Origin of the sequence: Actinobacillus delphinicola (assembly GCF_900638385.1) — a bacterium.
Lineage (GTDB): Bacteria > Pseudomonadota > Gammaproteobacteria > Enterobacterales > Pasteurellaceae > Actinobacillus_C > Actinobacillus_C delphinicola.
On sequence record NZ_LR134510.1, the window covers coordinates 231,565 to 256,365 of the forward strand.

Here is a 24,801-nt window from a genome sequence, read left to right on the forward strand (position 1 = left end):
TACGCTATTGTAATTAAGCTTGTCGATTAACAACAAATTTTGCTAATTCACGTAAAGTGGTGGTATCAAAAGGTACATTATCAAGTGCTAAAAGTGCCGCTTCATACAAAGCATTTGCTTTCTTTTTAGCTCCATCTAGCCCTAAAAATTTAGGATAAGTGCTTTTATGTGCTTGAATATCTGCACCAACTGTCTTGCCTAGCACAGCACTATCTCCCTCTATATCTAAAATATCGTCTTGTACCTGAAAAGCTAGACCAATCGCAGTCGCATAATCATCTAATGCCTGCTCAATCATAATATCTTGTGCATATTCAGAACAAACGAAACCCATTTTTACCGCTGCTCGTAATAAATTTCCTGTTTTGTGCTGATGAATTTTTTCAAGACTTACAAGATCAATTTCTTTATCTTCAGCCTCTAGATCTAAACTTTGCCCAAAACACATTCCTTTTACGCCAGCATTTTCGGCTAAAATTTTTGTCAATTTAACTTTTTGACTATCTGTTAATTTTTCACTTGTCGCAATCAGTTCAAAGGCAAAAGGCTGTAATGCATCACCAGCAAGGATTGCAGTTGCTTCGTCAAACGCAATATGACAAGTTGGCTGCCCTCTACGCAAGTTATCATCATCCATAGCGGGCAAATCATCGTGAATTAAAGAATAAGCATGAATCGCTTCAATTGCGGCGGCAGGTGCATCAAGCGCTTCGTCCTTTGCACCTAGCATTCTACCTGTTGCATAAACAAGAAACGGACGAATCCGTTTTCCGCCCAGCAATACGGCATATTTCATCGCTTCTAAGAGCTTACTTGGTTCATTTAGTGATAAATGTTCTCGCAGCACATCATTAACTCGGTCTTGAGTTTGTTTTAATTGTTCTACAAATGAATACATAATCGTTATCTTAATCCGTTAAAATGGCTCTGTGTCTTCAAAATCTGCAAGCTGTGCAGTTTCATTTTTTTGTAAGAGAATCTGAATCCGTTGTTCTGCTTGCTGAAGTTTTGCTTGTCCTTCTTGAGCCAATTTAATTCCTTTTTCAAAGGACTTTAGCGCATCTTCAAGTTGAAGATCACCTTTTTCTAATTGGTTGACTAGGTTTTCTAGTTGCAACATTATTTGCTCAAAATCGAGATTTTCTTGACTAGCCATGGATACACTTACCTTAAAATTTTTAAAGAGGGCTGTATTGTACTGTATTTTTACAATCTTGTTAAAAGTAAACTGTAGAATTGTACATTGAATAACAATTTTGCATATTTTTTAATCTTTATTTACTTTAATAACTCATTTAATTTATCCCTCCTCTTCTTCACCAAAATAAATTTTTCTCTAACAAAATTATTTTCAGAACTTTTTTTCATCTGGTGAGTCTTTATTAATGAGAGTTGATTAATACCTACTTTTTAACTTAATGATGATTCATCTTAAGACCTCCTGCCACTCTATTGAGTGGCATTTTTTTATGCGTAAATTTCCCCTAAACTTGCCAAATAATCGAGAAAAGAGGAAAATGCACCATTTAATTAAAACAGGTAGGATCGTGAAAAATTCCAATGACTGACTATATTCTATTAATTATCAGTACGGCCCTTATAAACAACTTTGTGTTGGTAAAATTTCTTGGACTATGTCCATTTATGGGGGTTTCTCGCAAAATAGAGAGTGCTCTAGGTATGGGACTTGCAACCATGTTCGTATTGACCGTTGCCTCTTTGTGTTCATATCTTGTTGATCGATATTTATTGATTCCGTTTAATGCGCCTTTTTTACGGACATTACTATTCATTTTAGTCATTGCGGTTGTTGTGCAATTTACAGAAATGGTTATTCGTAAAACAAGCCCGGCACTCTATCGTCTGCTTGGTATTTTTCTCCCATTGATTACGACTAACTGTGCCGTTCTAGGGGTTGCATTACTCAATACAAATCTTGCTCACAACCTAACTCAATCCGTCGTTTATGGATTTGGTGCATCACTTGGTTTTGCCCTCGTTCTTGTTTTATTTGCAGCCCTTCGTGAACGCCTTGCTGGTGCAGATGTTCCTGTTCCATTCCGTGGTGCTTCAATCGCATTAGTAACAGCAGGATTAATGTCCGTTGCTTTTATGGGCTTTGCTGGATTGGTGAAAGCATAATGCAAACAATTACTATTATTCTTATTTTAATCGCAATTCTTGCCTTAATTTTAGGCGGTCTCTTGGGTTTTGCTTCTGTAAAACTCAAAGTAGATGATGATCCTATTGTAGAAAAAATTGATGCGATTCTCCCACAAAGTCAATGTGGGCAATGTGGTTATCCTGGATGTAAACCTTATGCCGAAGCGGTTGCCAATGGTGATGAAATCACAAAATGTGTTCCAGGTGGTAAAGAGGTTATCGTAAAAATTGCAGACTTAATGGGGGTTGCCGTTCCCCAAACAGCGTTAGAAGAAGAGGATCCTCTCCCACAAGTCGCTTTTATAAACGAAAATATGTGCATTGGTTGTACAAAATGCATCCAAGCTTGCCCTGTCGATGCCATCATTGGTACAAACCGAAGTGTTCATACAGTCATTCCAGATCTGTGTACAGGGTGTACGCTTTGTGTAGCTCCATGTCCAACAGATTGTATTAGTATGAAAGATATCAAGCCAAGTATTCAAAATTGGAATTGGCAATTTGATCCGAAACTTATTATTCCTGTGGTTGATACCACTTCTGAAAGAAAATAAATTGGCGAGGGAAACATGAGCGATATTATCGCAGAATATAACAAAAATAATGTATGGAATTTCCCTGGCGGTATTCATCCTCCAGAAATGAAAAGCCAGTCCAACCAACAACCATTACAGCCTGCTCCATTGGCAGAAATGTTTTATTTGCCAATTAATCAACATGCAGGAAAAAACGGTGAACTCTTGGTGCAAGAAGGAGATTATGTCCTTAAAGGACAAATGCTCACACTTGGTGACGGCCTACGTGAATTACCTATTCATGCACCGACATCTGGAACGATTACTAAAATCGCACCGTATGTTGTTGCACATCCATCTGGCATGCAAGATCTCTGTATTCATATCAAAGCAGATGGTAAAGATGAATGGTGCGAAAAGCATCCCCTTTCAGAACAAGAATATTTAAATATTCCTGCACAAGAGCTTGTCCAACGAATTTACCGAGCTGGGATTGCAGGATTAGGAGGTGCAGTATTCCCCACTGCGGCTAAAATTGATTCAGCCCAAGAAAAAGTTAAGCTCCTAATCATTAATGGTGCAGAATGCGAACCTTATATCACCTGTGATGATCGCTTAATGCGTGATTATGCGAATGAAATCATCACAGGCGCACGCATTGCTCGCCATATTCTTAATCCTGAAAAAGTAGTAATCGGTATTGAGGATAACAAACCAGAGGCAATTTCCGCCTTACGCCGTGCATTAGATGGGATCAACGATATTGATATCCGTGTTGTCCCAACCAAATATCCATCTGGGGCAGCTAAACAATTAATTTATCTTCTAACAGGACAAGAAGTCCCTAGCGGTAAGCGTTCATCCAGCATTGGAGTCTTAATGCTAAACGTTGGAACAACTTTTGCGATTAAACGCGCCATTATCGACGATGAACCGCTTATTGAACGAGCTGTAACAGTAACAGGTAATAATATTCCCCAACCTGCAAACTATTGGGTACGCTTAGGTACACCAATGGAATATTTACTCAAAAGTGTAAATTACCGTGCGCACCCAAATTATCCGATATTTGTCGGTGGTCCTCTTATGGGTTTCATCTTACCGGATATTTCAGCCCCTATTACAAAAGTCAGTAACTGTTTAATTGCACCAGATGCACTTGAATATGCACCGAGTGAACCCGAACGTGCTTGTATTCGCTGTTCTTCATGTTCAGATGCGTGTCCCGTTTCTTTACTGCCACAACAACTTTATTGGTTTGCTCGTGAAGAAGATCATGAAAAATCACAACAATACGCATTAAAAGATTGTATTGAATGTGGTGTTTGTGCCTATGTTTGCCCAAGCCATATTCCGCTTGTGCAATATTTTCGCCAAGAAAAAGCTAAAATTTGGGAAGCAAAAGAAAAAGAACGTAAATCAGAAGATGCTCGTTTACGTTTTGAAGCACGCCAAGCCCGTATTGAAAAAGAAATGGCAGATCGCAAAGCAAGAACGCAAAAACTTGCTGAAAATCGTCGTGCTGAAGTAGCCAACCAAGATGGTGTTGATCCTGTCGCAGCAGCACTAGAGCGTTTACGTGCGAAAAAAGAATTGGAAGGTGCAACTATTCAAAAAGTTCGCCGAGCTGAAAATGGTGAAATTGTTCCAGATAATTCTGAAATCATGGCACAACGCAAAGCTCGCCGACTAGCCAAAATGGCAGAGCAAAATAGCGAGCAAGTTACCCCAACACAAAATTCAGCATTAGATGCGAAAAAAGCAGCTGTTGCTGCTGCACTTGAACGTGCAAAAGCTAAAAAACTTGCTCAGCAAACCGAATCAGGTTCAGAAAATGCTCCTACTGGAGAAACTACAGAAATCGATCCGAAAAAAGCCGCCGTCGCTGCAGCAATTGCTCGAGCTAAAGCGAAAAAACTTGCTCAGCAAACCGAATCAGGTTCAGAAAACTCTCCTACTGGAGAAAATACAGAAATCGATCCGAAAAAAGCGGCGGTCGCTGCAGCAATTGCTCGAGCTAAAGCGAAAAAACTTGCTCAGCAAACCGAATCAAGTTCAGAAAACTCTCCTATTGGAGAAACTACAGAAATCGATCCGAAAAAAGCAGCCGTCGCGGCAGCAATTGCTCGAGCTAAAGCGAAAAAACTTGCTCAGCAAACCGAATCAGGTTCAGAAAACTCTCCTACTGGAGAAAATACAGAAATTGATCCGAAAAAAGCGGCGGTCGCTGCAGCAATTGCTCGAGCTAAAGCGAAAAAACTTGCTCAGCAAACCGAATCAAGTTCAGAAAACTCTCCTATTGGAGAAACTACAGAAATCGATCCGAAAAAAGCAGCGGTCGCTGCAGCAATTGCTCGGGCTAAAGCCAAGAAATTAGCACAACAAGCTGAAAAGGGAAAAAATAATGTTTAAACTAGCCAGTTCTCCTCATACACACTCTGGTGCACTGACTTCCAGAATTATGCTTTGGGTTATGGGGGCGATGTTACCCGCCCTCTTTGCCGAAGTTTATTACTTTGGTGATGGGGTGCTTATTCAGTCTGCCATCGCATTGATTTGGGCATTTATTCTAGAATTAATCGTTACAAAACTTCGTCATAAACCTACTTTCTTCTATGTTAAAGATTTTAGTGGCTCGTTAACCGCATTAATTTTAGCCATGGCTATTCCGCCTTATGCACCTTATTGGATTATTCTAATGGGGATTACGATTGCTATTTTATTAGGTAAACAAGTTTATGGTGGCTTAGGTCAGAATTTATTTAACCCTGCGATGGTTGGCTATGCTGTTCTTCTCGTATCGTTCCCTGTTCCGATGACAACCTGGATGCCACCTGTTGAACTACTTCAACATACGCCAAGCTTTATGGATAGTTGGTTATTAATATTTACTGGACATAATAGTGCAGGACTGACTCTTACTCAATTAACAGCTACCATTGATGGTCTCAGCCAAGCAACACCATTAAATGATCTCCGTACGGCACTTGAAAAAGGCGTAACATCACTTAATGAAATAAAATCATCGCCAATTTTTGCAGATAGTTCTATTTTTGGACCATCTGCGTGGACATTGAGTATTGGTTGGACGCAAGTTAACTTATGTTTCCTTGTCGGCGGATTATTCTTACTTTATAAACGCATTATTCATTGGCAAATTCCAACGGCCTTACTGGTTACCTTTGCAATTTGTTGTTCTATTAACTGGTGCATTGCCCCACTTGCTCCAAATCCTATTTGGGAACTTCTAAGTGGCGCAACAATGTTTGGCGCATTCTTCATTGCCACTGATCCAGTAACCGCATCAATTACGCCACGAGGTAAATTAATTTTCGGTGCATTAATCGGTTTCTTACTTTATATTATCCGTTACTATGGTGGCTATCCAGATGCGATTGCCTTTGCAGTATTGCTCGCAAATATCTGTGTGCCTCTAATTGATCAATATACACGCCCACATGTATCAGGTCATCGAGTAAAAGGAATGTAATTATGAAAAATATTTTTAAAGTAACACGTAAAAATGCCATTTTACTTTCAGCAGTCGCTTTTATATGTACAGCACTTTCTGCGGGAAGTTATTTCCTGACTCGATCACAAATTGCCGATGAAATTGCCAATCAAAAACGGGATTTGCTCGCTCAGGTTGTACCAACCGATATGTACAATAATGACCTTCTGGCAACCTGTGGCAAACCAAATGGTGTCTTTGCACATGATAAAAATCTCAAACAAATGTGCATTGCCAAAGAAAATGATAAAACCGTTGCCTATGTTTTCGAAACAATTGCACCTAATGGCTACTCAGGACCAATTCATTTGATCGTAGGCTTAACGCCTGCAGGCGAAGTACTTGGTGTGCGAGTAACAGAAGAAAATGAAACACCTGGATTGGGAGATAAAATTGAATTAAAACATTCTAATTGGATTCTCTCTTTTGCCCATAAATTTATTGAGCCTAACAATCCTCAAAATATGAAAGAATGGGCAGTAAAAAAAGATGGTGGAGAATTTGACCAATTTACAGGGGCAACAATCACTCCACGTGCAGTCGTTAATCAAGTTAAATTATCAAGTGTTTCTGTTTTATCCATTCTAAAAGACATGAAAGAAGCACAAAACACAAATAAGGAATAATGCATGCAAGAATCTCCTATTGATTCTAATAAAGCCTTGGATGATGAGGCTAAAAACGTTAGCCAAGCTCGTAAAAAACAAGATAGCATGTGGCGTAATATTTTTATTCAAGGTGTTTGGAAAAACAATACTTCATTGGTCCAACTTCTTGGTCTTTGCCCACTATTAGCTGTATCTAACTCCATCACAAATGGTTTAGGTTTAGGACTTGCGACCACCGTTGTTTTAATGTGTACCAATGGAATCATTTCAGTTTTCCGTCATCATATTCCACAAGAAATTCGTATTCCGATTTATGTGATGATTATTGCAACCACAGTAACTGCGGTCCAATTATTTATGAATGCCTATACCTATACGCTTTATCAAGCACTTGGGATTTTTATTCCCTTGATCGTAACAAACTGTATCGTTATTGGACGTGCTGAAGCGTTTGCCTCTAAAAATGGAATTTTACATTCTATTTTCGATGGCTTTTCCATGGGATTAGGCATGACATTTGCTCTTTTCCTTTTAGGTGCATTACGTGAACTCTTAGGTACAGGTAAATTGTTTATGGGGATTGAAAATCTATTCGGACAATGGGCAACATGCTTACATATGGATGTCCTTCATTTACATAATAGTTTTCTTCTTGCAATTTTACCTCCAGGTGCATTTTTAGGCTTAGCTTTATTATTAGCACTTAAAAATATTATCGATCGCAAGATACAGAAATAAGGAATTTTATGAACCAACATAAACGTATTGAAATTCTAAAACGTTTGCAAGCGGCAATTCCTGAACCAACAACCGAACTCCAATATGCTTCGGTATTTGAGTTACTAATTGCTGTGATTTTATCGGCTCAAGCAACAGATAAGGGTGTGAATAAAGCAACGGCTAAATTATTTCCGATTGCAAATACTCCCCAAGCTATTTACGATCTTGGTGTCGATGGTTTGAAAGAATATATCAAAACGATTGGTTTATATAACAGTAAGGCAGAAAACATCATTAAAACTTGCCGTATGTTATTAGACAAACATAACGGCGAGGTCCCTGAAGATCGTGCAGCACTTGAAGCTTTACCAGGTGTTGGACGTAAAACAGCTAATGTAGTCCTCAATACTGCATTCGGTCACCCAACCATTGCTGTAGATACGCATATTTTCCGTGTTTGCAATCGTACAAAATTTGCAGAAGGCAAAAACGTCTTAGAAGTAGAAAAAAAACTGAATAAAGTTGTTCCTGATGAGTTTAAAATTGACGTGCATCATTTACTCATTCTTCATGGTCGTTATACCTGTATCGCACGTAAACCACGTTGTGGTTCTTGCGTCATTTCTGATCTTTGTGAATTTCCAGATAAAAACATTGATTAATCTCTATACGCCTTACTTTTCAAACACTATGAAATTTAAGGCGTTTCTTTTATTTTCTGATAAAAAATCATAAATATGAACGATTATCAGTTGCAAGTTTTAGATTTTCTGATAATTTTGTAAAACTTTTTTGGGTCTATTATTAGGAACTTTAACCGCTATGAAACGTATTCGTTATTTGCTATTAAGTCTTTTTCTCCTCGCATTTTCTATCATAAGTCACGCCAGCTTTTTCAGCGAAAAATCTAATTTTTTGCCTGTAAATGAAGCCTTTCAACCTACTTTTATTCAAGAAGGATCAAAAATCACATTACACTGGAAAATTGCACCAGGTTATTGGCTGTATCGTCATAGCATTAACGTGAAAATAAATAATAAGGTACTTCCTGATCTTGAGATTCCCGCAGGGATGACTCACCATGATGAATATCTTGGGGATACCAAAATTTTTGAAAATAGTTTAAATATTACGCTTCCAACGCAACATTTATCTGATGAATCAATATTATCTGTCAGTTATCAAGGGTGTACTACAGGGCTTTGTTATCCTCCAGAAACTAAAGATTTTACACTGAGCGCAACAGGAACGACACCTAGCAATGTTTCTGCCGAGCCTCACAATTTAAGTTCTGCTACGGCTATTGCGCATGAATTATTTGAAAGCAAATATGCTGTTTTCTGGTTTTTTATCTTAGGATTAGGGCTAGCTTTTACTCCATGCGTTCTACCAATGCTTCCGCTTTTATCAGCGCTAGTAATTGGCTCACAACAACGTCCGAGTACATGGCGTGCTTTTGCATTAAGTTTTACCTATGTTCAAGGCATGGCACTAACTTACACCATTTTAGGATTAATCGTTGCCGCGGTGGGTTTACCATTCCAAATTGCTTTACAAAGCCCAGCAGTATTAATCACACTCTCCGTTATTTTTGTACTGCTTGCACTATCTATGTTTGGACTGTTTACCCTTCAACTTCCATTAAGCTGGCAGAATAAATTAATGCAAATTAGCCAAAAACAACATGGTGGTGCATTTGGTGGCGTATTCGTGATGGGAATGGTTGCAGGATTGGTAGCATCTCCTTGTACCTCTGCCCCACTTTCTGGTGCATTGCTTTATGTTGCTCAGAGTGGCAATTTAGGTATCGGCGCACTCACACTTTATCTCCTTGCTCTTGGCATGGGCTGCCCTTTAATTCTCATTACTTTATTTGGTAATAAAATCTTACCGAAATCTGGGGCGTGGTTGAATATTGTCAAAGCAAGTTTTGGATTCGTGATGTTAGCATTGCCGATATTCTTACTTTCCCGTTTGATTGATGATGCATGGTCTATGCGTTTATGGGCATTACTTGGTACAACATTCTTCCTATATCTGGCACTAGAAATGAAACAGATTGTACTACGCATTATCGCATTCACTTTGGCATTTATCTGCGTGCAACCTCTACAAAATTGGGTTTGGCATACCAATACTGAACAACAAGTTGCTTATCAAATGAATTCATCTACTGAATTATCATGGGTTAAAGCAAACACATTAAGCGATATCCAGCAACTTCTTAAAAATAACCCTCAAAAATTAGCGATGATCGATTTTCATGCGGATTGGTGTGTGGCTTGTAAAGAACTTGATGAAAAAACCTTTTCACAACCTCAAGTTCAAGATCGCTTAAAACAATTATTATTAATCAAAGTAGATATGACTAATAATACCCCTGAAAATAAAGCAATTTTAGAACATTTTCATATTCTTGGCTTACCGGCTGTGTTATTCTTTGATCATAATGCCCAAGAAATAAAAAATCTTCGTTTATCAGGTTTTGTAAATGCAAAGGATTTCATGACATTATTAAATGAGGCAGAAAAGCAAAATAAATGATTTTGCTTGCATTATTGGTAATAAAAATAAAAAGGATTAATTATGATCGAAAAATTTATTGAGAATGTTCTTTTCGCAGCCCGATGGATATTAGCACCACTCTATTTAGCTATGTCCTTTGTTTTACTTGGGCTGGCCTATGTTTTTCTCCATGAATTATGGGTAATGATTTCCCATATTACGGTGATTTCAGAAACTAATTTTATTCTACTTTGTTTAACGATGATCGATATGCTACTAATTGGTGGATTAATCGTTATGGTTATGTTTTCAGGCTATGAGAACTTTGTTTCTAAAATTGACAAAGCAGGCGATACATCGCATATCAAGTGGTTATCCCATTTAGATTCTGGAACACTCAAATTGAAAGTTTCAGCTTCTATTGTAGCAATTTCGGCAATTTTCCTACTAAAAAAATATATGGTAATCGACACCACGCTTGCTAATTTGCCACCGCATGCGACCTTACTGCAAAATCCTTTATTCTGGCAAACGCTGATCCATTTAGTGTTTGTTGTTTCAGCAGTTTTATTAGCATTAGTAGATAAAATTGCCTTTGATAAAAAACGTAAGTAATTAATGAATAACAAAAAACCCAAGCTAATGCTTGGGTTTTTTATAGAATCTTTTAAAGATTATTCTTTAAACATTGCAGAAATAGATTCTTCATTGCTGATACGACGAATTGCTTCTGCGAGCATTGCTGAAAGTGTTAACACACGCACTTTGCCTAATGCTTTAATTTCTGGGCGAAGTGGAATGGTATCAGTTACCACGATTTCATCCAACGCATCGCTTGCAAGATTTTCAACCGCAGAACCAGAGAATACTGCATGAGTTGCGTAAGCAAATACACGTTTTGCACCACGCTCTTTTAATGCTTCTGCTGCTTTGCATAATGTGCCCCCAGTGTCGATCATATCGTCAACGAGGATACAATCACGATCTTTTACATCACCAATAATGTGCATCACTTGTGCAACATTCGCTTTTGGACGACGTTTATCGATAATTGCCATATCTGTATCATTTAGTAATTTAGCCACTGCTCGTGCACGAACAACACCACCGATATCAGGAGAAACCACGATTGGATTTTCTAAATCGGTTTTTTTCAAAATATCGTGAATTAATACTGGTGAACCAAATACGTTATCTACAGGAACATCAAAGAAACCTTGAATTTGTTCAGCATGTAAATCGCAAGTTAAAACACGATCTACACCCACGTTTGATAAGAAATCTGCCACCACTTTTGCAGTAATTGGCACACGTGCGCTACGTACACGACGATCTTGACGTGCATAACCAAAATATGGAATTACTGCTGTGATACGACCAGCTGAAGCACGACGAAGTGCATCAATCATAACAATTAGTTCCATCAAATTGTCATTTGTCGGTGCACAAGTAGATTGAATAATAAAGACATCACAACCACGGACATTTTCATTAATTTGCACCTGAACTTCTCCATCACTGAAACGACCTACTGTCGCATCACTAAGAGAAAGATAAAGTCGTTTGGCGATTTGTTGAGCAAGCTCTGGTGTAGCATTACCCGCGAAAATTTTAATGTCTGGCATCGTTTATTTTTAACCTCGAGAGTTCTAAATGAAAAATTACAATAAATTGCGTTGTTTATGTAGCTGATCAACAAACTCGTGTAGGGGTGAAATATTCCTTCCCCTTGCAACAAAACCCGATACAGCTTGTGGTTTTTTAGCAAAAACAGACTGTGCGGATTGTTCGTCATCAAACTCAGCAAACACGCAAGCGCCTGTTCCAGTTAATCTAGCTGGTGCATATTGTAGCAACCACATAAGCGTTTCTTCAACCTCTGGATAGTGGTTTTTTACAACTTTTTCACAATCGTTGTGATGGGGAGAATTTAAACAAATTTCCATACCTCTTTTAGGAGTATTTCTTGTTAAAAATGGATTATTAAATACCGTCGCTGTACAAACAGATATATTAGGTTTTAAAACCACGTACCATTTTTCAGCAGGTTCACAAAATTGGAACTTTTCTCCCACTCCTTCAGCAAAGGCAGATTTCCCATAGACAAAAACTGGCACATCAGCCCCGAGTTGCAATCCAAGGCGTGCTAATTCATCTAGTGATAAATTTGTTTTCCAAAGTAGATTAAGGGCAACAAGTGCAGTTGCAGCATCAGATGAACCGCCACCAACACCACCGCCCATTGGTAAGCGTTTGACTAAATCAAGATTAGCCCCCTGCGTACAGCCTGTTTTATCTTGTAAAAGTTTTGCCGCACGATAAATCAGGTTACGCTCCATCGGTACATCGTCTAATTCAGGGGTGACAATAATTTTATTGTCTTCTCGCAAAGAGATCGTTAAATCATCTCCAAAATCAACGAATTGAAATAATGTTTGCAATTCATGATAACCATCTTCACGGCGACCATTAATGTATAAAAATAAATTTAATTTTGCTGGGCAAGGAAAAGTAATTGGTGTCGTCATCATTTTTATTTATTTTCCCATTGCCATTGTTTAATACGGATTTTCAAACGCGTTGTCCCATTAGTTAATAAAATATCTTCTGGCATCGGCACAGCGATATCTTGATGATACGTTAAATAATCTACTTTCCATGCACCATTTAGTGTTGGATAAGTAAATTGTTTTAAAAGGTGATTTTCACCCACTTTATAAGAGGTATGTTGTGGCGGAATCCCTTTTAACCATTGTGCAAGTTGCGCAAGTGATATTGGCGCCCCCATCAGACGGTAAAGTAAATTTTCTGCTTCTTGATGTGTATGTTTCACACCTTTATCATCGATAATCACCAATCCTTCTTTTGTCATCATCACATCAATAGATGCCATATTTAAAAAGGCAGATAAATGTAATTGCGAATCTAATGGATTTTGATAATGCCATTGGAAAGCACTTGAGTAGCGATTCTTAGGCGTTAAAATACCAATTTGCCCACTGGCTTGGTAAGCACCCATTTTCTCAATTTGATGCAAATGGCTTTGCCAGTCTTTATCATGATGAGAAAGATTAATGCCATTATCTGCTGGTGCAGTAAAATTCATACTACAACTGCAGAGGAGGAAACTTAATCCCACTGCTCCGCCTAGATTTACGAGAGTTCGTGATAATTTCTTCATATTTTATCCTTCAAATAATCACGCCACATTTTTCGGCAAAATTTTTGCAATTTGTTCCTGTCTTTGGCGATCTAATTCATGACGAATTTCTGCCTTTTGAAAACCTGCTTGAATAATTTGTTGTACATCAATTTGTTGAGCCATTTGATAAGCTTGCCAAAGTGTATCCATTGTTGACTTCTCTCGATTCTTCCATTCAATGAATATTTTCAACTTTTCAAACAATTCTGGTTTCCGCCAAATATCAATTTGATTAAAACACGCAATCACATCAGCAACCGTGAGCGCCGAATAATCTTCAAAAAGATGACGGAATCGATGATACATCAATGCAAAATGTTTGAAATTATTCGGTACTTTCAAGTGACGACATAAATCTTGTAAAGCGTTCTCAGAAAGAACACTAAAAATCAATGTAAAATGAAAAAGCGCCCGTTCTTGTGCAAGTGGAAGCATTGAATTGATTTCATTTTGACAAAAATACAAAAACTCTGAATCTTGATATAAATATTCTGCCAATTCAGGATAAAGTACTGATAGTGCATCAATACTTTCAAGAAGAGTAAAATAGGTCACTGGCGATGTCGTATCTAATGCTTTTAACGTTTCCTGCCATACTCGTTCAGGAGTTAAGGTTGTCAGTTCGCCAGCTTTAGTCATCTCTTTCATTAAAGATAACGTTTCTGGCGCGATAGTGAAATCTAGCGATGCGAATCGAGCTGCAAAACGGGCAACACGTAAAATGCGTAAAGGATCTTCACAAAAAGCAGGCGAAATATGGCGTAAAATTCGTTGTTCTATATCCGATTTTCCGCCATAAAAATCATATAACACGCCATACTGATCTTCCGCTAGTGCATTAATCGTTAAATCACGACGAAGTAAATCTTCTTTTAAAGTAATATTAGGAGAAAAATCACAAATAAACCCTGTATATCCCACACCTGCTTTTTTCTCAGTTCTCGCTAATGCGTATTCTTCTTTAGTTTTTGGATGTAAAAATACGGGGAAATCTTTCCCTACTTGTTGGAATCCTTGTGCCAATAATATGGCTGGTGTCGCACCAACAACGAGCCAATCCTTGTCTTTAACTTCTAACCCAAGGTATTTATCTCGTACTGCGCCACCAACTAAATAATATTCTACCAATATTACGCCCATCCACTTGGTTTACGACGGCGACTTGGAATAAGGTGAGGTAAAATAAGACCAAGTAAAAGACCTACACCAAGAACAGAACCGCCATAAATGAACCATTGAATTGCAATTGCTTGTTTATTTGCATCTAACATTGCTTCAAGATTGCGATTTTTACTTTTAATGCTATCCATTTCACGTTTTAAATTCGCATTTTCTTCCAGTAATGCTGAGCTTTGGCTTTCTGCCTGTGTAGTACGGCGTTGCATTTCACTAACACGTTGTTTCCAACTGTCATCTAATCCATTTAATTTTAATGTTAATGCATCAATTTTCGCTTTTAAGATTGGATTTTGTTCTTTGCTACTTGGTTGATCACTCAATTCTTTCGTCAAAACCCATCCATTACGATTACGGGCATCACGGATAAGAGAATATTTATTTTTTTGTCCTAATAAGGTGACAGGCGCCCCAGCTAGTAAAGAACCCGTAATGCGGTATTGATCACCTGCGCCTGAACGCATGTAGGTTTGTAAATTCTCGGTAATATACATTTGAGAACCATCTGCGAAACTTGGCACCGCATATGAAAATACTGCCATTCCCAATAAAAATTTTAGAAATTTTTTAGACATAATCCATCCTAATAGGTAATAAAAAAGTGCGGGAAAATTCTACCGCACTTTTTTTTAATTACAAAGTAACCTTAGTTTCTAATGAAAAAACATACGCAGCAATGCATAAATAATAACCACGAATAATGCACCTGCTGGTAATGTAATCACCCATGAAACAACAATATTACGGATAACTTTTAGATTTAATGCCGCAATACCACGTGCAAATCCAATACCAAGGATAGCCCCGACTAAGGTTTGAGTGGTAGAAATCGGTAAGCCTGTACCCGATGCCAATACAACAGTTACGGCTGTTGCAAATTGTGCAGCAAAACCACGAGATGGTGTTAAATCAGTAATACCAGAACCAATGGTTGCCATAACGGTACGTCCCATTACGATCAATCCAATTCCGATACCCAATGCACCCAATGGTAAAATCCACCATGCCATAGTGACATTACCGACAACTACGCCTTGGTGATCCATAATAGATACAACGGCTGCCAATGGTCCAATTGCATTTGCAACATCATTAGAACCATGTGCGAAAGCCATCGCACATGCTGTTAAAAGCATAAGAATACTGAATACACGTTCTACGGCACCAAAAGTTCCTTTACCACGGCGCTGAAAACGTTCACTACGGAAGTAATAATGACTTAGAACAACAGAAACAATACCGATAAGAATAGAAATACTAGTGATACTAGGTACACTAAGATTTAATCCAATATGTTTAAGCCCTTTTGTCATCGTTACGATACTGATAATAACAATCGTAAGCCCCATATAATACGGACCAAATCTTTGTGCATTCTTAGCGGGTTCTTCGGTATCAAAAATTAATTTCTGCGTACTGAAGAAAATGATATAGGCAATAAGCCCTGCAATAAATGGTGTAATAACCCAGCTACCCACAATATTTAAGATTTCATGCCAATGTACAGCATGAGCGCCTGCTGTGACACAGGCAAACCCTATCATAGCACCAATAATTGTATGTGTTGTGGATACTGGCCAACCAAATTTAGATGCAATGATCAACCACAAACCAGAGGCAAGTAAAGCAGACATCATCCCTAACGCTAATACCTCAGGCATTTTGACATATTCTGCGGGATCGATTACCCCACTTTGAATTGTCTGCGTTACTTCTCCCCCAGCCAAATACGCGCCTGCGCATTCAAAAATCAATGCTATGATGACTGCTTGTTTGGCAGTGATAGTACCAGAACCAACTGATGTTCCCATTGCGTTAGAAACATCGTTAGCCCCTACCCCAAACGCCATAAAGAAGCCAAAAACAGCAGTAATAACGACGAGCAAGGTGCCGTATTGTTGAATAATTTCCATAAGGTTCCCCAAAAATTAGGCGCGAGCCAACATTAGTTCAATACGAGAACCAACGCGCTGTGCTTGATCGGCTAGCACACCTATCCATTCAAGTGTTTTATACAAGAACATAACATCAATTGGATTATATTGTGATTCCACGTTACGTAACATTAAACGTAATTCAATTTGCATACGATCGGTATCATCTTCAATGGAATCAAGATGATTAATCATATGATTGACTAATTCAAATTCACGACCTTTAAAGCCAGTTTCTAATAAATTATCCATTTCTGTGATAACACGATTTGCTTGCATGGTCGCATCTAAACTACGGCGTACATATGCCATAAATTTATCTTGCATTTCCGGTGGGAAAGTACAATGACGTCCAATCATACGTCCCGCGATATCACGTGCATAATTTGCCAATTTATCTTGTTGGGTAGTTAGCTCTAATAAATCCGTACGAGCAATTGGCATAAATAGGCCACGCGGTAATTTTAAACGGATATCCCTTTTCAACATATCTGCTTCTTTTTCCGCGTCCGCAATTTTTTGACGCAATACTTCTGCTTTATCCCAATTATCCTGGAAAGTAGCTTCAAAAAACTCAATCAAATAATTACAGCATTCTGTAACCTTTTCTGAATGTTTTTGAATAGGTTTAAATGGAGAATTGGCGAAAAGACCAAGTATATTGTTTATTGCCATAATGTTATTCCTCTCATTGTAGAAAATACAGGCGGTGTTAAATAAACTCGCAGTATTCTACCTTAATTAATTTTTAAAAATGACATTTTCCAAGAAAATTATTGTAAATAAGGCTCTTTTTGTATAACTTTTTAACAAGTTATCTTAAAATAATCCCTTATAGCTACCTCATTTACCCCTTTTATGGAATAAAATTCATGAAAAACAATGAAATTGAATTAAAACTTCGTTTACGACCAGATTTTCTTTTTAAGCTTTCTGCTAACTTGGAATCTTACAACAACTATTCACAAAAACAGCAGACGCTCATCAACACTTACTATGATACACCTGACCTTGCCTTATCTCGCCAAAAATCTATTTTAAGAATCCGAAAAATAAAAAATCAGTTCATTCTTACAATTAAATTAGCGGGTCAAGTAACAGGGGGACTCCATTCTCATCCAGAATACAACATAGATCTTCCCGATGATAAGCTAGATCTAACCGCATTACAAAAGAAATTTGCACTTACTCTCCCATGTAAGCAAGAAGAACTTTCACCTTTATTTCAAACAAATTTTACACGTAAACTATGGCTAATCCCCTATCGAGCAGCTCAAATTGAGCTTGCACTTGATGAAGGTGAAATTATTAGCCCTCGAGCTTCTGAAAAGGATATTATCTGCGAATTGGAATTTGAATTAAAAGAAGGTAAACCTATTGACATCCTTAGCTTTGTATATCATTTTTCCTCTGATAACGGAGCAATGTTAAGTGCGACCAATAAAGCCACACGAGGCTACTGGCTCGCTTTAGATAACCATGCACAAATGGATGATTATTTAGCACAATGGGAAAAAGTTCTTACATTACCTCAAGACCAACAAATTCCAGCAATTTTAGCGTTTGAGCAAGACATAGTCGAAAATGCATGGCGTTTAGGAAAAACTTACTTTAGTCAAGATTTTACACGCACAGTACAATTAATTAGTGCCTTTTTTAATCTTTATACTTATATAACCGATGTTAAAATGGGGCAATATTTAATAGCAAATTTAGAATATTTAGCTCCTGAAATCTTGCAAGCTTTCTCTCCAACACTTGTACATGATTTTGCCTCTTTTAACCAATATGCTTACCAGCAAATTCAGCAAATCATGCAAGAACATAGTCAAGATCGTAATAATGATAAAGCGGTGCAAGCACTTTGGGATTGGTTATATTGTAACGTACAGCTAAAACGACTTATCATTGAAATGCTAATCGTTTTAAATGAAAAGAATAAGGAAAAATAATGGCAAAAGCTCCAAAACGTGCTTATGTATGTAATGACTGCGGTGCAGAATTTTCTCGCTGGCAAGGACAATGTTCCGCATGTAAAGCGTGGAATACAATCAGTGAAGTGCGGGTGGTTAGCGCAAAATCAACATCAAGTAACGATCGTTTAAGCGGTTATGCGGGGGAAACTCAAGGAAAAATCCAAGTTCTTTCTGAAATTAGCCTTCAAGAAACTCCTCGTTTTACTAGCGGTTTTAATGAGCTTGATCGGGTATTAGGTGGCGGAATTGTACCTGGCAGTGCCATCTTAATTGGTGGGCATCCTGGTGCGGGGAAAAGTACATTATTACTACAAGTCATGTGTCATCTTGCAAATGAGATGCCTACACTTTATGTAACAGGTGAAGAAAGTTTACAACAAGTCGCTATGCGGGCAAATCGTTTAGGTTTACCAACTGATAAGTTAAATATGCTTTCAGAAACCTCTGTTGAGCATATTTGCCACCTTGCTGATGATTTAAAACCTAAAATTATCGTTGTGGATTCTATTCAAGTTATGCACTTAGCTGACATTCAATCATCACCAGGTAGTGTTGCCCAAGTCCGTGAATGTGCAAGTTTTCTAACTCGATATGCTAAAACTCGCCAAGTTGCGATCATCATGGTAGGGCATGTGACAAAAGACGGTACACTGGCAGGACCAAAAGTTCTCGAACACTGTATTGACTGTTCCATTTTACTGGAAGGGGAAGCCGACTCACGTTTTCGTACCCTGCGTAGCCAGAAAAACCGTTTCGGTGCAGTGAATGAATTAGGCGTATTCGGTATGACCGAACAAGGTTTGAAAGAAGTCAAAAATCCCTCTGCTATTTTCTTAAGCCGTGGTGAAGAACAAACACCAGGGAGTTCTGTAATGGTGTTATGGGAAGGTACACGTCCACTCCTTGTAGAAATTCAAGCATTGGTAGATCATTCTATGTTAGCAAATCCACGCCGTGTTGCCGTAGGTCTTGAACATAATCGTTTAGCTCTTCTACTCGCCGTTTTGCATCGCCATGGTGGTTTGATGATGTCTGATCAAGATGTATTTGTTAATGTAGTTGGCGGGGTAAAAGTAACAGAAACCAGTGCGGATCTAGCGCTACTTCTTGCTTTAATTTCCAGTTTCCGTAATCAGTGCTTACCACGTGATTTAGTCGTATTTGGTGAAGTTGGGTTAGCGGGTGAAATTCGTCCTGTGCCGAGTGGACAAGAACGTATTAGCGAAGCAGCAAAACACGGTTTCCGCCGTGCCATCATCCCATTTGCCAATCGTCCTAAAAATCCTATTCCTAACATGCAAGTCTTTACTGTGAAAAAGCTTGCTGATGCTCTGGAAATTCTAGAACAATTCTAAATAAAAAAGCCACTTTAAAAGAGTGGCTTTTTTATCACGCCTCATTTTTCAGAAAAATTTATGCATTATGCTTTCCTGTTTCAATCTGGGCTTGATAGTGTTTTACGTATTCCTTACCCCATTCATCCATCTTTTGCATAATCGGAATTAAATCCTTACCTAATTGCGTCAATGAATATTCAACCATTGGCGGAACCGTTGGATAAATCATGCGTTCAACAATCCCGTATTTTTCCAAATCACGTAATTGTTGGGTCAACATTTTTTGTGTAATTCCAGTGATGAGACGGCGGAGTTCGTTATAACGAATTTTCTCGTGTAGATGTAAATTCCATAAAATTAAGGATTTCCATTTTCCCGATAAAACTTCTAAAGTAACCTCAATCTCACATTGATAATTTGAACAGCTAATTTTATTATCTCTGATATCTGGCATATATTCTCCTTAATTTGATGCATTTAAAAGCTGGCATGTACCACATGCTCACACTAATCCTCGCATAAACATAAAAAGGTTGTTAATACTACCCTAATCAGAAATAAATAGTAGCTTTTTTTATCGTCTTTATACAATTGATTCACTTCGTTTTCATTATCTCCCTAATTTTGATGATTTTTTGTAAAAAAATTTATCAAAAATTTGACAGGCTTAACAAATGTAAAAATTTATATTTGACATATGTTCTATCAGCCGTTAGTTTTAGCCCCATCAACATATTGTTATATTTTTCAATATGATAAGCCTTATTCATCTGCACTTACTATTTGGAGGGAAATATGTCGCTCGATCGCCTTATTCCATTACACGTTGAACAACTCCCCAATGGGTATCTTAACAAAACCCCAATTTTTCAATATTTACTCTTATCTATTTGCTTTCCCATGTGGGGCATGGCAGCAAGTTTAAATGATATTCTTATCACGCAATTTAAAACAATTTTTACCCTATCAGACTTCGCTTCTGCATTCGTACAAAGTGCCTTTTATGGCGGTTATTTCCTCATTGCTATTCCAGCAAGCCGTGTTATTCGTCGCTGGAGTTATAAATTAAGTATTTTAATCGGTTTATCCATTTATATCATTGGTTGCACCATGTTCTTCCCAGCTTCTCACATGGCAACCTACTCTGTTTTTCTTTGTGCTTTATTCTGCATCGCAGTGGGACTCTCATTCCTAGAAACATCATGTAATACTTACTCCACTATGATTGGTTCTCAGGAACGTGCTACTTTACGTTTAAATATTTCACAAACTTTTACGCCTATCGGTTTTCTTTCTGGTATTTTACTCGGGAAATACTTAATCTTTACTGAAGGTGATCCACTTCATAAACAAATGGGCGCCCTTTCTGGTGAGGCAAAACGTCAATTTGCGGAACAAATGCTTCAACGCACGCTTCAGCCTTATCAGTTCATGATTATGATTTTAGTCGTCCTATTAGTCATTGTTGCTATTACCCAATTCCCACGCTGCAAACCAACCGCAACTAAAACTCAAACTAACCAAGCAAGTATCATGGAAACCCTCCGCTATCTTGCTAAAAATCGCCTATTTAAATTCGGTATCCTTGCCCAATTTTTATATGTAGGTATGCAAACCGCTGTTTGGTCATTCACCATTCGTCTTGCGCTACAACTCGATCCTAGTCTTAATGAACGCATGGCAGCGAATTATATGATTTATGCTTTCATTGGCTTCTTCCTCGGTAAATTTATTGCTAACTTATTGATGACCAAATTTAATCCAAATAAAGTTCTTATTGGTTATTCCGTATTAGGTATCGCAAGTTTACTCTATGTCATCTTAGTCCATGATTTTAGTGTCGTCTGGGCCGCAATTCTGACTTCTACCCTCTTTGGACCATGTTGGGCAACTATTTATGCTCGTACTCTTGATGCAATTAAAGATAAACGTTACACCGAAACAGGTGGGGCAATCATTGTTATGTCAATCATTGGTGGTGCAGCAATTCCAGTAGTCCAAGGATTAACTTCTGACATCACAGGTTCTATGCAAACTGCCTTTGTGGTATCACTCATCTGTTTCTGTGTTGTTCTTATCTATTTTGCTTATCTACAAAAAATTAATTTACAAGATAAATAGGAGAAGAAAATGTATCGTATTCCTCTATATCAAACTTACTTTACAGAAAAGAAACAAATTCTCCTGCAATCTGATGCATTTTGCGTAGAAAGTTTTTGCTATCCTGATAATATTCCAGCACTTAAAATCAGTAACTCACGTGGATATTTGGAAATTCTACCTTTCATGGGACAAATGATTTGGGATGCTAATTTCGATAGTATCTCATTGAAAATGAAAAACATGTTTAAACAACCTAAACGAGGTAATGTGATTGTCGATACCTACGGTTGTTTTGCTTTCCATTCTGGGCTACTAAGTTCTGGTTGCCCCGCTCCCGAAGATACACATCCGTTACATGGCGAATTTCCATGTGCGCCGATGGGTACTGCCTGGTTAGAGGTCACCGAACAAAGCATTCGCTTAGTTAGCGATTACGAATACGTTCAAGGTTTTGGTTATCATTATCGTGCTAAACCAAGTATTACTCTTAAAAAGAATGCCACGGCATTTACGATTGGAATGGATGTAACCAATTTATCTGCATATAAAGATATGCCACTTATGTATATGTGTCATCTAAACTATAACTATATAGATAACGGCATCATGGCACAGGATATTCCTAATTCAGCTTTCTGTTTACGTGGCAGTATTCCTGCGCATGTGAAACCAACCGCAGAATGGCGAGCATTTAATTCGGCAATCGTTGCTGGTGAGATTGATGATCAATCGCTGATTTATCCACATTACTATGATCCAGAAATTGTCTATTTTGCCGATAATCTCGCAAAATACGGAAAAAATCTCACGTTTACATTAACTGATCCAGCAACAAAAACCACATTCTTTACACAATTCTCTAGCAAAGAATTTCCACATGCTACTCGTTGGATTTTAAAAAATCCTGATCAACAAGTTGCTGCTTTTATTCTCCCTGCTACTAGTCGCCCTGAGGGCTACCTTGCTGCAGAAAAAGCTGATACTTTATCTTGGCTTGCTCCGCAACAAACGCGATCTTTTCATGTATTAACTGGAATTAAGGAGCAATCATGATGAAAATTGCCGTTATTGGATCTAACATGATCGATTTGGTGTCTTATATCACTCGTATGCCTACAAAAGGCGAAACCCTTGAAGCACCAGACTTTAAAATGGGTTGTGGTGGAAAAGGTGCTAATCAAGCCATTGCCGCCTCTCGTTTAGGAGCTGATGTCCTGATGTTGACTCGTGTTGGCAATGATATTTTTGCCGATAATACCATTGCTAATTTCCAAGCAAATGGTATTTCAACAGATTATGTTTTAAGAACAAACGCTTCTAGCGGTGTTGCTCCTATCTTTGTCGATCCACTTTCCCATAATTCAATTATTATCGTAAAGGGGGCAAATAGTTATTTAAGTGCAAGCGATATTCAATCTGCAGCAGAAGATATCAAAAAATGCCAACTCATTGTTTTACAATTAGAAATCCCTACTGAAACCGTTTATGCTGCAGTTCAATTCGGTAAAGAACATAATATTCCAGTTTTACTCAACCCTGCACCCGCTCAGCCAGATCTTATTTTAGATAAGGTAAAAAGTTGCGAGTTTATCGTCCCTAATGAAACAGAACTATCCTTACTCACTGGAATGCCTGTCGAAACTGAAGACGAAATTCGCAATGCAGCGATGACATTACGAGATGCAGGCGTAAAAAATGTGATCGTAACTATGGGACAACGAGGTGTGCTGTGGCTTTCCGAAAAGACACAACAGTATTTTCCTCCACTTAATGTAAATGCCAAAGATACTACAGGGGCGGGAGATGCGTTTATCGGTTGCTTTGCAAGCATGTATTGCAAATCAAAAGATATTGCCCATTCCATTGAAATAGCAAACCACTATGCGGCAGATTCTGTTACCCGTTTAGGGACACAAACTTCTTACCTAAATAAGGAAGATTTTTTACAACAATACCCGCAGTTATCTGGTAAAATCTAAAAAATTAACATCGTTAGCAGGTCGACAATCGTCGACCTTTTTATTGTGAGTCGCCTATGAACAACGAGAATGCCGCTTCCACTTTACTTTCGACTAAAGATCGTCAAGCTATTGATGCGGCAAAACTTTATTATAAAAATCATTATTCTCAACAACAGGTTGCAGACATGCTGGGCATTTCTCGCCCATCCGTTTCTAAACTATTGCAACATGCAACTGAACAAGGATTCGTAGTCATTACCATTCATGATCCTCAGGATACGTTTGGGCAATTAGCGGAAGAATTGAAAGAATTTTATCAATTAAAAAGCGTTGGAATCTGTTCAACCCCAATTAATCACGATCCTGCCCAACTACGTCACGCACTCGGCTCTCTTGGTGCGAAATTACTTGAAAAATTAGTGAGTAATCATGATGTAGTTGGCGTGGAATGGGGACGCACAATTTATGCCATGTCACAACACCTCACACCTCAATTACGTGATGGTGTCGAAGTAGTCCAACTTAGAGGTAGCGAAACAAAGGCAAGTCAAGGTTTAAATGAATCAGAAACTATTAACCAAATTGCTCAATCTTTTAATGGCAAAGGACAATTACTCCCCTTACCCATTGTTTTTGAAGATATAAAAACCAAAAATCTTATCCAGCGTGAAACCACAATTTGGCGTGTACTAGAGAATATTAAAAAAAGCCGTGTTGTTGTGTTTACTGTCGGTGCGGTTGATGAAGATAGCCTTCTCTTTCAATCAGGCTTCTACACTCAAGATGAAGTGCATTATTTGCAAAATCGTGCTGTTGGAAGTATTTGTGCGCATTTTGTTGATAAAAATGGACGCATTTGCTTGCCAGACTTAAACAATCGTACTGTCGGTATCGGTTTACCTGAACTACGCCAAAAAGAAGAGCGTGTTTTAATTGCAGGTGGACAAAGTAAAACACTTATCACGCACGTTGCTTTAAAGCATGGTTACGCAAATCGCTTAATTACTGATAAGGTAACGGCAATGCTTTTATTAGACTTAATCAAACAAGAGAAACAAAATAACACTATAAATACATAAATTTTTCTGAA

25 protein-coding genes are annotated in these 24,801 nt (G+C 38.1%); 15 read left to right on the forward strand and 10 right to left on the reverse strand.

Annotated elements, in window-relative coordinates; all coding sequences use genetic code 11:
• Positions 1-13: 13 nt before the first annotated feature.
• Both ispA and xseB read right to left on the reverse strand, forming a co-directional pair.
• Positions 14-898, reverse strand: coding sequence for a (2E,6E)-farnesyl diphosphate synthase (ispA, locus tag EL259_RS01040; protein WP_126598186.1), 885 nt, complete (start codon positions 896-898; stop codon positions 14-16).
• Positions 899-916: 18 nt separating this feature from the next.
• Complete coding sequence (xseB, locus tag EL259_RS01045) at positions 917-1,156, reverse strand: exodeoxyribonuclease VII small subunit (RefSeq protein WP_126598188.1); 240 nt, start codon at positions 1,154-1,156, stop codon at positions 917-919.
• A 404-nt stretch (positions 1,157-1,560) separates the two neighbouring features.
• Between xseB and rsxA the strand changes: the two genes are divergently transcribed.
• From rsxA to EL259_RS01090, 9 genes are all read left to right on the forward strand, one after another.
• Positions 1,561-2,142 (forward strand): electron transport complex subunit RsxA, encoded by a 582-nt coding sequence (gene rsxA / locus EL259_RS01050; protein WP_126598190.1) that lies wholly within the window; start codon positions 1,561-1,563, stop codon positions 2,140-2,142.
• Positions 2,142-2,717, forward strand: coding sequence for an electron transport complex subunit RsxB (gene rsxB / locus EL259_RS01055; RefSeq protein WP_126598192.1), 576 nt, complete (start codon positions 2,142-2,144; stop codon positions 2,715-2,717). The genes rsxA and rsxB overlap by 1 nt, the downstream gene beginning before the upstream one ends.
• 15 nt (positions 2,718-2,732) lie before the next feature.
• Entirely contained in the window at positions 2,733-5,090 is a 2,358-nt protein-coding gene (gene rsxC / locus EL259_RS01060; RefSeq protein WP_126598194.1) for an electron transport complex subunit RsxC, read from the forward strand.
• Positions 5,083-6,168 (forward strand): electron transport complex subunit RsxD, encoded by a 1,086-nt coding sequence (gene rsxD, locus EL259_RS01065; RefSeq protein WP_126598196.1) that lies wholly within the window; start codon positions 5,083-5,085, stop codon positions 6,166-6,168. The genes rsxC and rsxD overlap by 8 nt, the downstream gene beginning before the upstream one ends.
• 2 nt (positions 6,169-6,170) lie before the next feature.
• Positions 6,171-6,815 (forward strand): electron transport complex subunit RsxG, encoded by a 645-nt coding sequence (gene rsxG, locus EL259_RS01070; protein WP_126598198.1) that lies wholly within the window; start codon positions 6,171-6,173, stop codon positions 6,813-6,815.
• A 3-nt stretch (positions 6,816-6,818) separates the two neighbouring features.
• Positions 6,819-7,535, forward strand: a complete 717-nt coding sequence (locus EL259_RS01075; protein WP_126598200.1) for an electron transport complex subunit E — start codon at positions 6,819-6,821, stop codon at positions 7,533-7,535.
• Between the two features lie 8 nt (positions 7,536-7,543).
• A complete protein-coding gene (gene nth, locus EL259_RS01080) occupies positions 7,544-8,179 on the forward strand; it encodes an endonuclease III (protein ID WP_126598202.1) in 636 nt (211 codons plus the stop codon).
• 160 nt (positions 8,180-8,339) lie between these two features.
• Complete coding sequence (locus tag EL259_RS01085; RefSeq protein WP_126598204.1) at positions 8,340-10,061, forward strand: protein-disulfide reductase DsbD; 1,722 nt, start codon at positions 8,340-8,342, stop codon at positions 10,059-10,061.
• Between the two features lie 42 nt (positions 10,062-10,103).
• A complete protein-coding gene (locus tag EL259_RS01090; protein ID WP_126598206.1) occupies positions 10,104-10,637 on the forward strand; it encodes a TIGR00645 family protein in 534 nt (177 codons plus the stop codon).
• Between the two features lie 59 nt (positions 10,638-10,696).
• On the opposite strand, the gene EL259_RS01095 is transcribed toward EL259_RS01090, so the two are convergent.
• The 7 genes from EL259_RS01095 to EL259_RS01125 form a co-directional block, all read right to left on the reverse strand.
• Complete coding sequence (locus EL259_RS01095) at positions 10,697-11,647, reverse strand: ribose-phosphate pyrophosphokinase (RefSeq protein ID WP_126598208.1); 951 nt, start codon at positions 11,645-11,647, stop codon at positions 10,697-10,699.
• A gap of 36 nt (positions 11,648-11,683) precedes the next feature.
• The gene (ispE, locus tag EL259_RS01100) at positions 11,684-12,553 is read right to left on the reverse strand and encodes a 4-(cytidine 5'-diphospho)-2-C-methyl-D-erythritol kinase (RefSeq protein WP_126598210.1); all 870 of its coding nucleotides are present in this window, start codon (positions 12,551-12,553) and stop codon (positions 11,684-11,686) included.
• Between the two features lie 2 nt (positions 12,554-12,555).
• Entirely contained in the window at positions 12,556-13,203 is a 648-nt protein-coding gene (gene lolB / locus EL259_RS01105) for a lipoprotein insertase outer membrane protein LolB (RefSeq protein WP_126598212.1), read from the reverse strand.
• 18 nt (positions 13,204-13,221) lie between these two features.
• Positions 13,222-14,364: a multifunctional CCA tRNA nucleotidyl transferase/2'3'-cyclic phosphodiesterase/2'nucleotidase/phosphatase gene (cca, locus tag EL259_RS01110; RefSeq protein ID WP_126598214.1), complete on the reverse strand. Its 1,143-nt coding sequence runs from the start codon at positions 14,362-14,364 to the stop codon at positions 13,222-13,224.
• Positions 14,355-14,975, reverse strand: coding sequence for a TIGR04211 family SH3 domain-containing protein (locus EL259_RS01115; protein ID WP_126598216.1), 621 nt, complete (start codon positions 14,973-14,975; stop codon positions 14,355-14,357). Before EL259_RS01115 ends, cca begins: the two co-directional genes overlap by 10 nt.
• A gap of 78 nt (positions 14,976-15,053) precedes the next feature.
• Positions 15,054-16,313, reverse strand: coding sequence for an inorganic phosphate transporter (locus EL259_RS01120; protein WP_126598218.1), 1,260 nt, complete (start codon positions 16,311-16,313; stop codon positions 15,054-15,056).
• 15 nt (positions 16,314-16,328) lie between these two features.
• On the reverse strand, positions 16,329-17,009 hold the full coding sequence (locus EL259_RS01125) for a TIGR00153 family protein (protein WP_126598220.1): 681 nt from the start codon (positions 17,007-17,009) through the stop codon (positions 16,329-16,331).
• Between the two features lie 197 nt (positions 17,010-17,206).
• On the opposite strand from EL259_RS01125, the gene EL259_RS01130 reads away from it, so the two are divergent.
• Positions 17,207-18,286 (forward strand): CYTH domain-containing protein, encoded by a 1,080-nt coding sequence (locus EL259_RS01130; protein WP_126598222.1) that lies wholly within the window; start codon positions 17,207-17,209, stop codon positions 18,284-18,286.
• On the forward strand, positions 18,286-19,665 hold the full coding sequence (gene radA, locus EL259_RS01135) for a DNA repair protein RadA (RefSeq protein WP_126598224.1): 1,380 nt from the start codon (positions 18,286-18,288) through the stop codon (positions 19,663-19,665). The genes EL259_RS01130 and radA overlap by 1 nt, the downstream gene beginning before the upstream one ends.
• A 58-nt stretch (positions 19,666-19,723) precedes the next feature.
• Here radA and EL259_RS01140 read toward each other — a convergent pair whose 3' ends face one another.
• Positions 19,724-20,101: a winged helix-turn-helix transcriptional regulator gene (locus EL259_RS01140; protein ID WP_126598226.1), complete on the reverse strand. Its 378-nt coding sequence runs from the start codon at positions 20,099-20,101 to the stop codon at positions 19,724-19,726.
• Positions 20,102-20,442: 341 nt separating this feature from the next.
• Here EL259_RS01140 and fucP point away from each other — a divergent pair, with 341 nt between their 5' ends.
• The 4 genes from fucP to EL259_RS01160 are packed head-to-tail and all read left to right on the forward strand — an operon-like array spanning position 20,443 to position 24,790.
• Positions 20,443-21,768, forward strand: coding sequence for an L-fucose:H+ symporter permease (gene fucP, locus EL259_RS01145; RefSeq protein ID WP_126598228.1), 1,326 nt, complete (start codon positions 20,443-20,445; stop codon positions 21,766-21,768).
• Positions 21,769-21,777: 9 nt separating this feature from the next.
• The gene (locus EL259_RS01150) at positions 21,778-22,803 is read left to right on the forward strand and encodes an aldose 1-epimerase family protein (protein ID WP_126598230.1); all 1,026 of its coding nucleotides are present in this window, start codon (positions 21,778-21,780) and stop codon (positions 22,801-22,803) included.
• Positions 22,800-23,729 carry a ribokinase gene (gene rbsK / locus EL259_RS01155; protein WP_232019061.1) on the forward strand — a complete coding sequence of 310 codons (930 nt, stop codon included), beginning with the start codon at positions 22,800-22,802 and terminating at the stop codon, positions 23,727-23,729. Before EL259_RS01150 ends, rbsK begins: the two co-directional genes overlap by 4 nt.
• Positions 23,730-23,785: 56 nt before the next feature.
• Complete coding sequence (locus tag EL259_RS01160; RefSeq protein WP_126598232.1) at positions 23,786-24,790, forward strand: sugar-binding transcriptional regulator; 1,005 nt, start codon at positions 23,786-23,788, stop codon at positions 24,788-24,790.
• The last annotated feature ends 11 nt before the right edge of the window (positions 24,791-24,801 follow it).

Coding starts and splice junctions, on each gene's coding strand:
- xseB (WP_126598188.1), bottom strand. CDS start 1,156: ATGGCTAGTCAAGAAAATCTCGATTTTGAGCAAATAATGTTGCAACTA.
- EL259_RS01115 (WP_126598216.1), bottom strand. CDS start 14,975: ATGTCTAAAAAATTTCTAAAATTTTTATTGGGAATGGCAGTATTTTCA.
- ispE (WP_126598210.1), bottom strand. CDS start 12,553: ATGATGACGACACCAATTACTTTTCCTTGCCCAGCAAAATTAAATTTA.
- ispA (WP_126598186.1), bottom strand. CDS start 898: ATGTATTCATTTGTAGAACAATTAAAACAAACTCAAGACCGAGTTAAT.
- EL259_RS01140 (WP_126598226.1), bottom strand. CDS start 20,101: ATGCCAGATATCAGAGATAATAAAATTAGCTGTTCAAATTATCAATGT.
- EL259_RS01095 (WP_126598208.1), bottom strand. CDS start 11,647: ATGCCAGACATTAAAATTTTCGCGGGTAATGCTACACCAGAGCTTGCT.
- fucP (WP_126598228.1), top strand. CDS start 20,443: ATGTCGCTCGATCGCCTTATTCCATTACACGTTGAACAACTCCCCAAT.
- rsxD (WP_126598196.1), top strand. CDS start 5,083: ATGTTTAAACTAGCCAGTTCTCCTCATACACACTCTGGTGCACTGACT.
- EL259_RS01130 (WP_126598222.1), top strand. CDS start 17,207: ATGAAAAACAATGAAATTGAATTAAAACTTCGTTTACGACCAGATTTT.
- cca (WP_126598214.1), bottom strand. CDS start 14,364: ATGGGCGTAATATTGGTAGAATATTATTTAGTTGGTGGCGCAGTACGA.
- EL259_RS01085 (WP_126598204.1), top strand. CDS start 8,340: ATGAAACGTATTCGTTATTTGCTATTAAGTCTTTTTCTCCTCGCATTT.
- EL259_RS01125 (WP_126598220.1), bottom strand. CDS start 17,009: ATGGCAATAAACAATATACTTGGTCTTTTCGCCAATTCTCCATTTAAA.
- EL259_RS01090 (WP_126598206.1), top strand. CDS start 10,104: ATGATCGAAAAATTTATTGAGAATGTTCTTTTCGCAGCCCGATGGATA.
- radA (WP_126598224.1), top strand. CDS start 18,286: ATGGCAAAAGCTCCAAAACGTGCTTATGTATGTAATGACTGCGGTGCA.
- lolB (WP_126598212.1), bottom strand. CDS start 13,203: ATGAAGAAATTATCACGAACTCTCGTAAATCTAGGCGGAGCAGTGGGA.
- EL259_RS01160 (WP_126598232.1), top strand. CDS start 23,786: ATGAACAACGAGAATGCCGCTTCCACTTTACTTTCGACTAAAGATCGT.
- rsxA (WP_126598190.1), top strand. CDS start 1,561: ATGACTGACTATATTCTATTAATTATCAGTACGGCCCTTATAAACAAC.
- rsxC (WP_126598194.1), top strand. CDS start 2,733: ATGAGCGATATTATCGCAGAATATAACAAAAATAATGTATGGAATTTC.
- EL259_RS01075 (WP_126598200.1), top strand. CDS start 6,819: ATGCAAGAATCTCCTATTGATTCTAATAAAGCCTTGGATGATGAGGCT.
- nth (WP_126598202.1), top strand. CDS start 7,544: ATGAACCAACATAAACGTATTGAAATTCTAAAACGTTTGCAAGCGGCA.
- EL259_RS01150 (WP_126598230.1), top strand. CDS start 21,778: ATGTATCGTATTCCTCTATATCAAACTTACTTTACAGAAAAGAAACAA.
- EL259_RS01120 (WP_126598218.1), bottom strand. CDS start 16,313: ATGGAAATTATTCAACAATACGGCACCTTGCTCGTCGTTATTACTGCT.
- rsxG (WP_126598198.1), top strand. CDS start 6,171: ATGAAAAATATTTTTAAAGTAACACGTAAAAATGCCATTTTACTTTCA.
- rbsK (WP_232019061.1), top strand. CDS start 22,800: ATGATGAAAATTGCCGTTATTGGATCTAACATGATCGATTTGGTGTCT.
- rsxB (WP_126598192.1), top strand. CDS start 2,142: ATGCAAACAATTACTATTATTCTTATTTTAATCGCAATTCTTGCCTTA.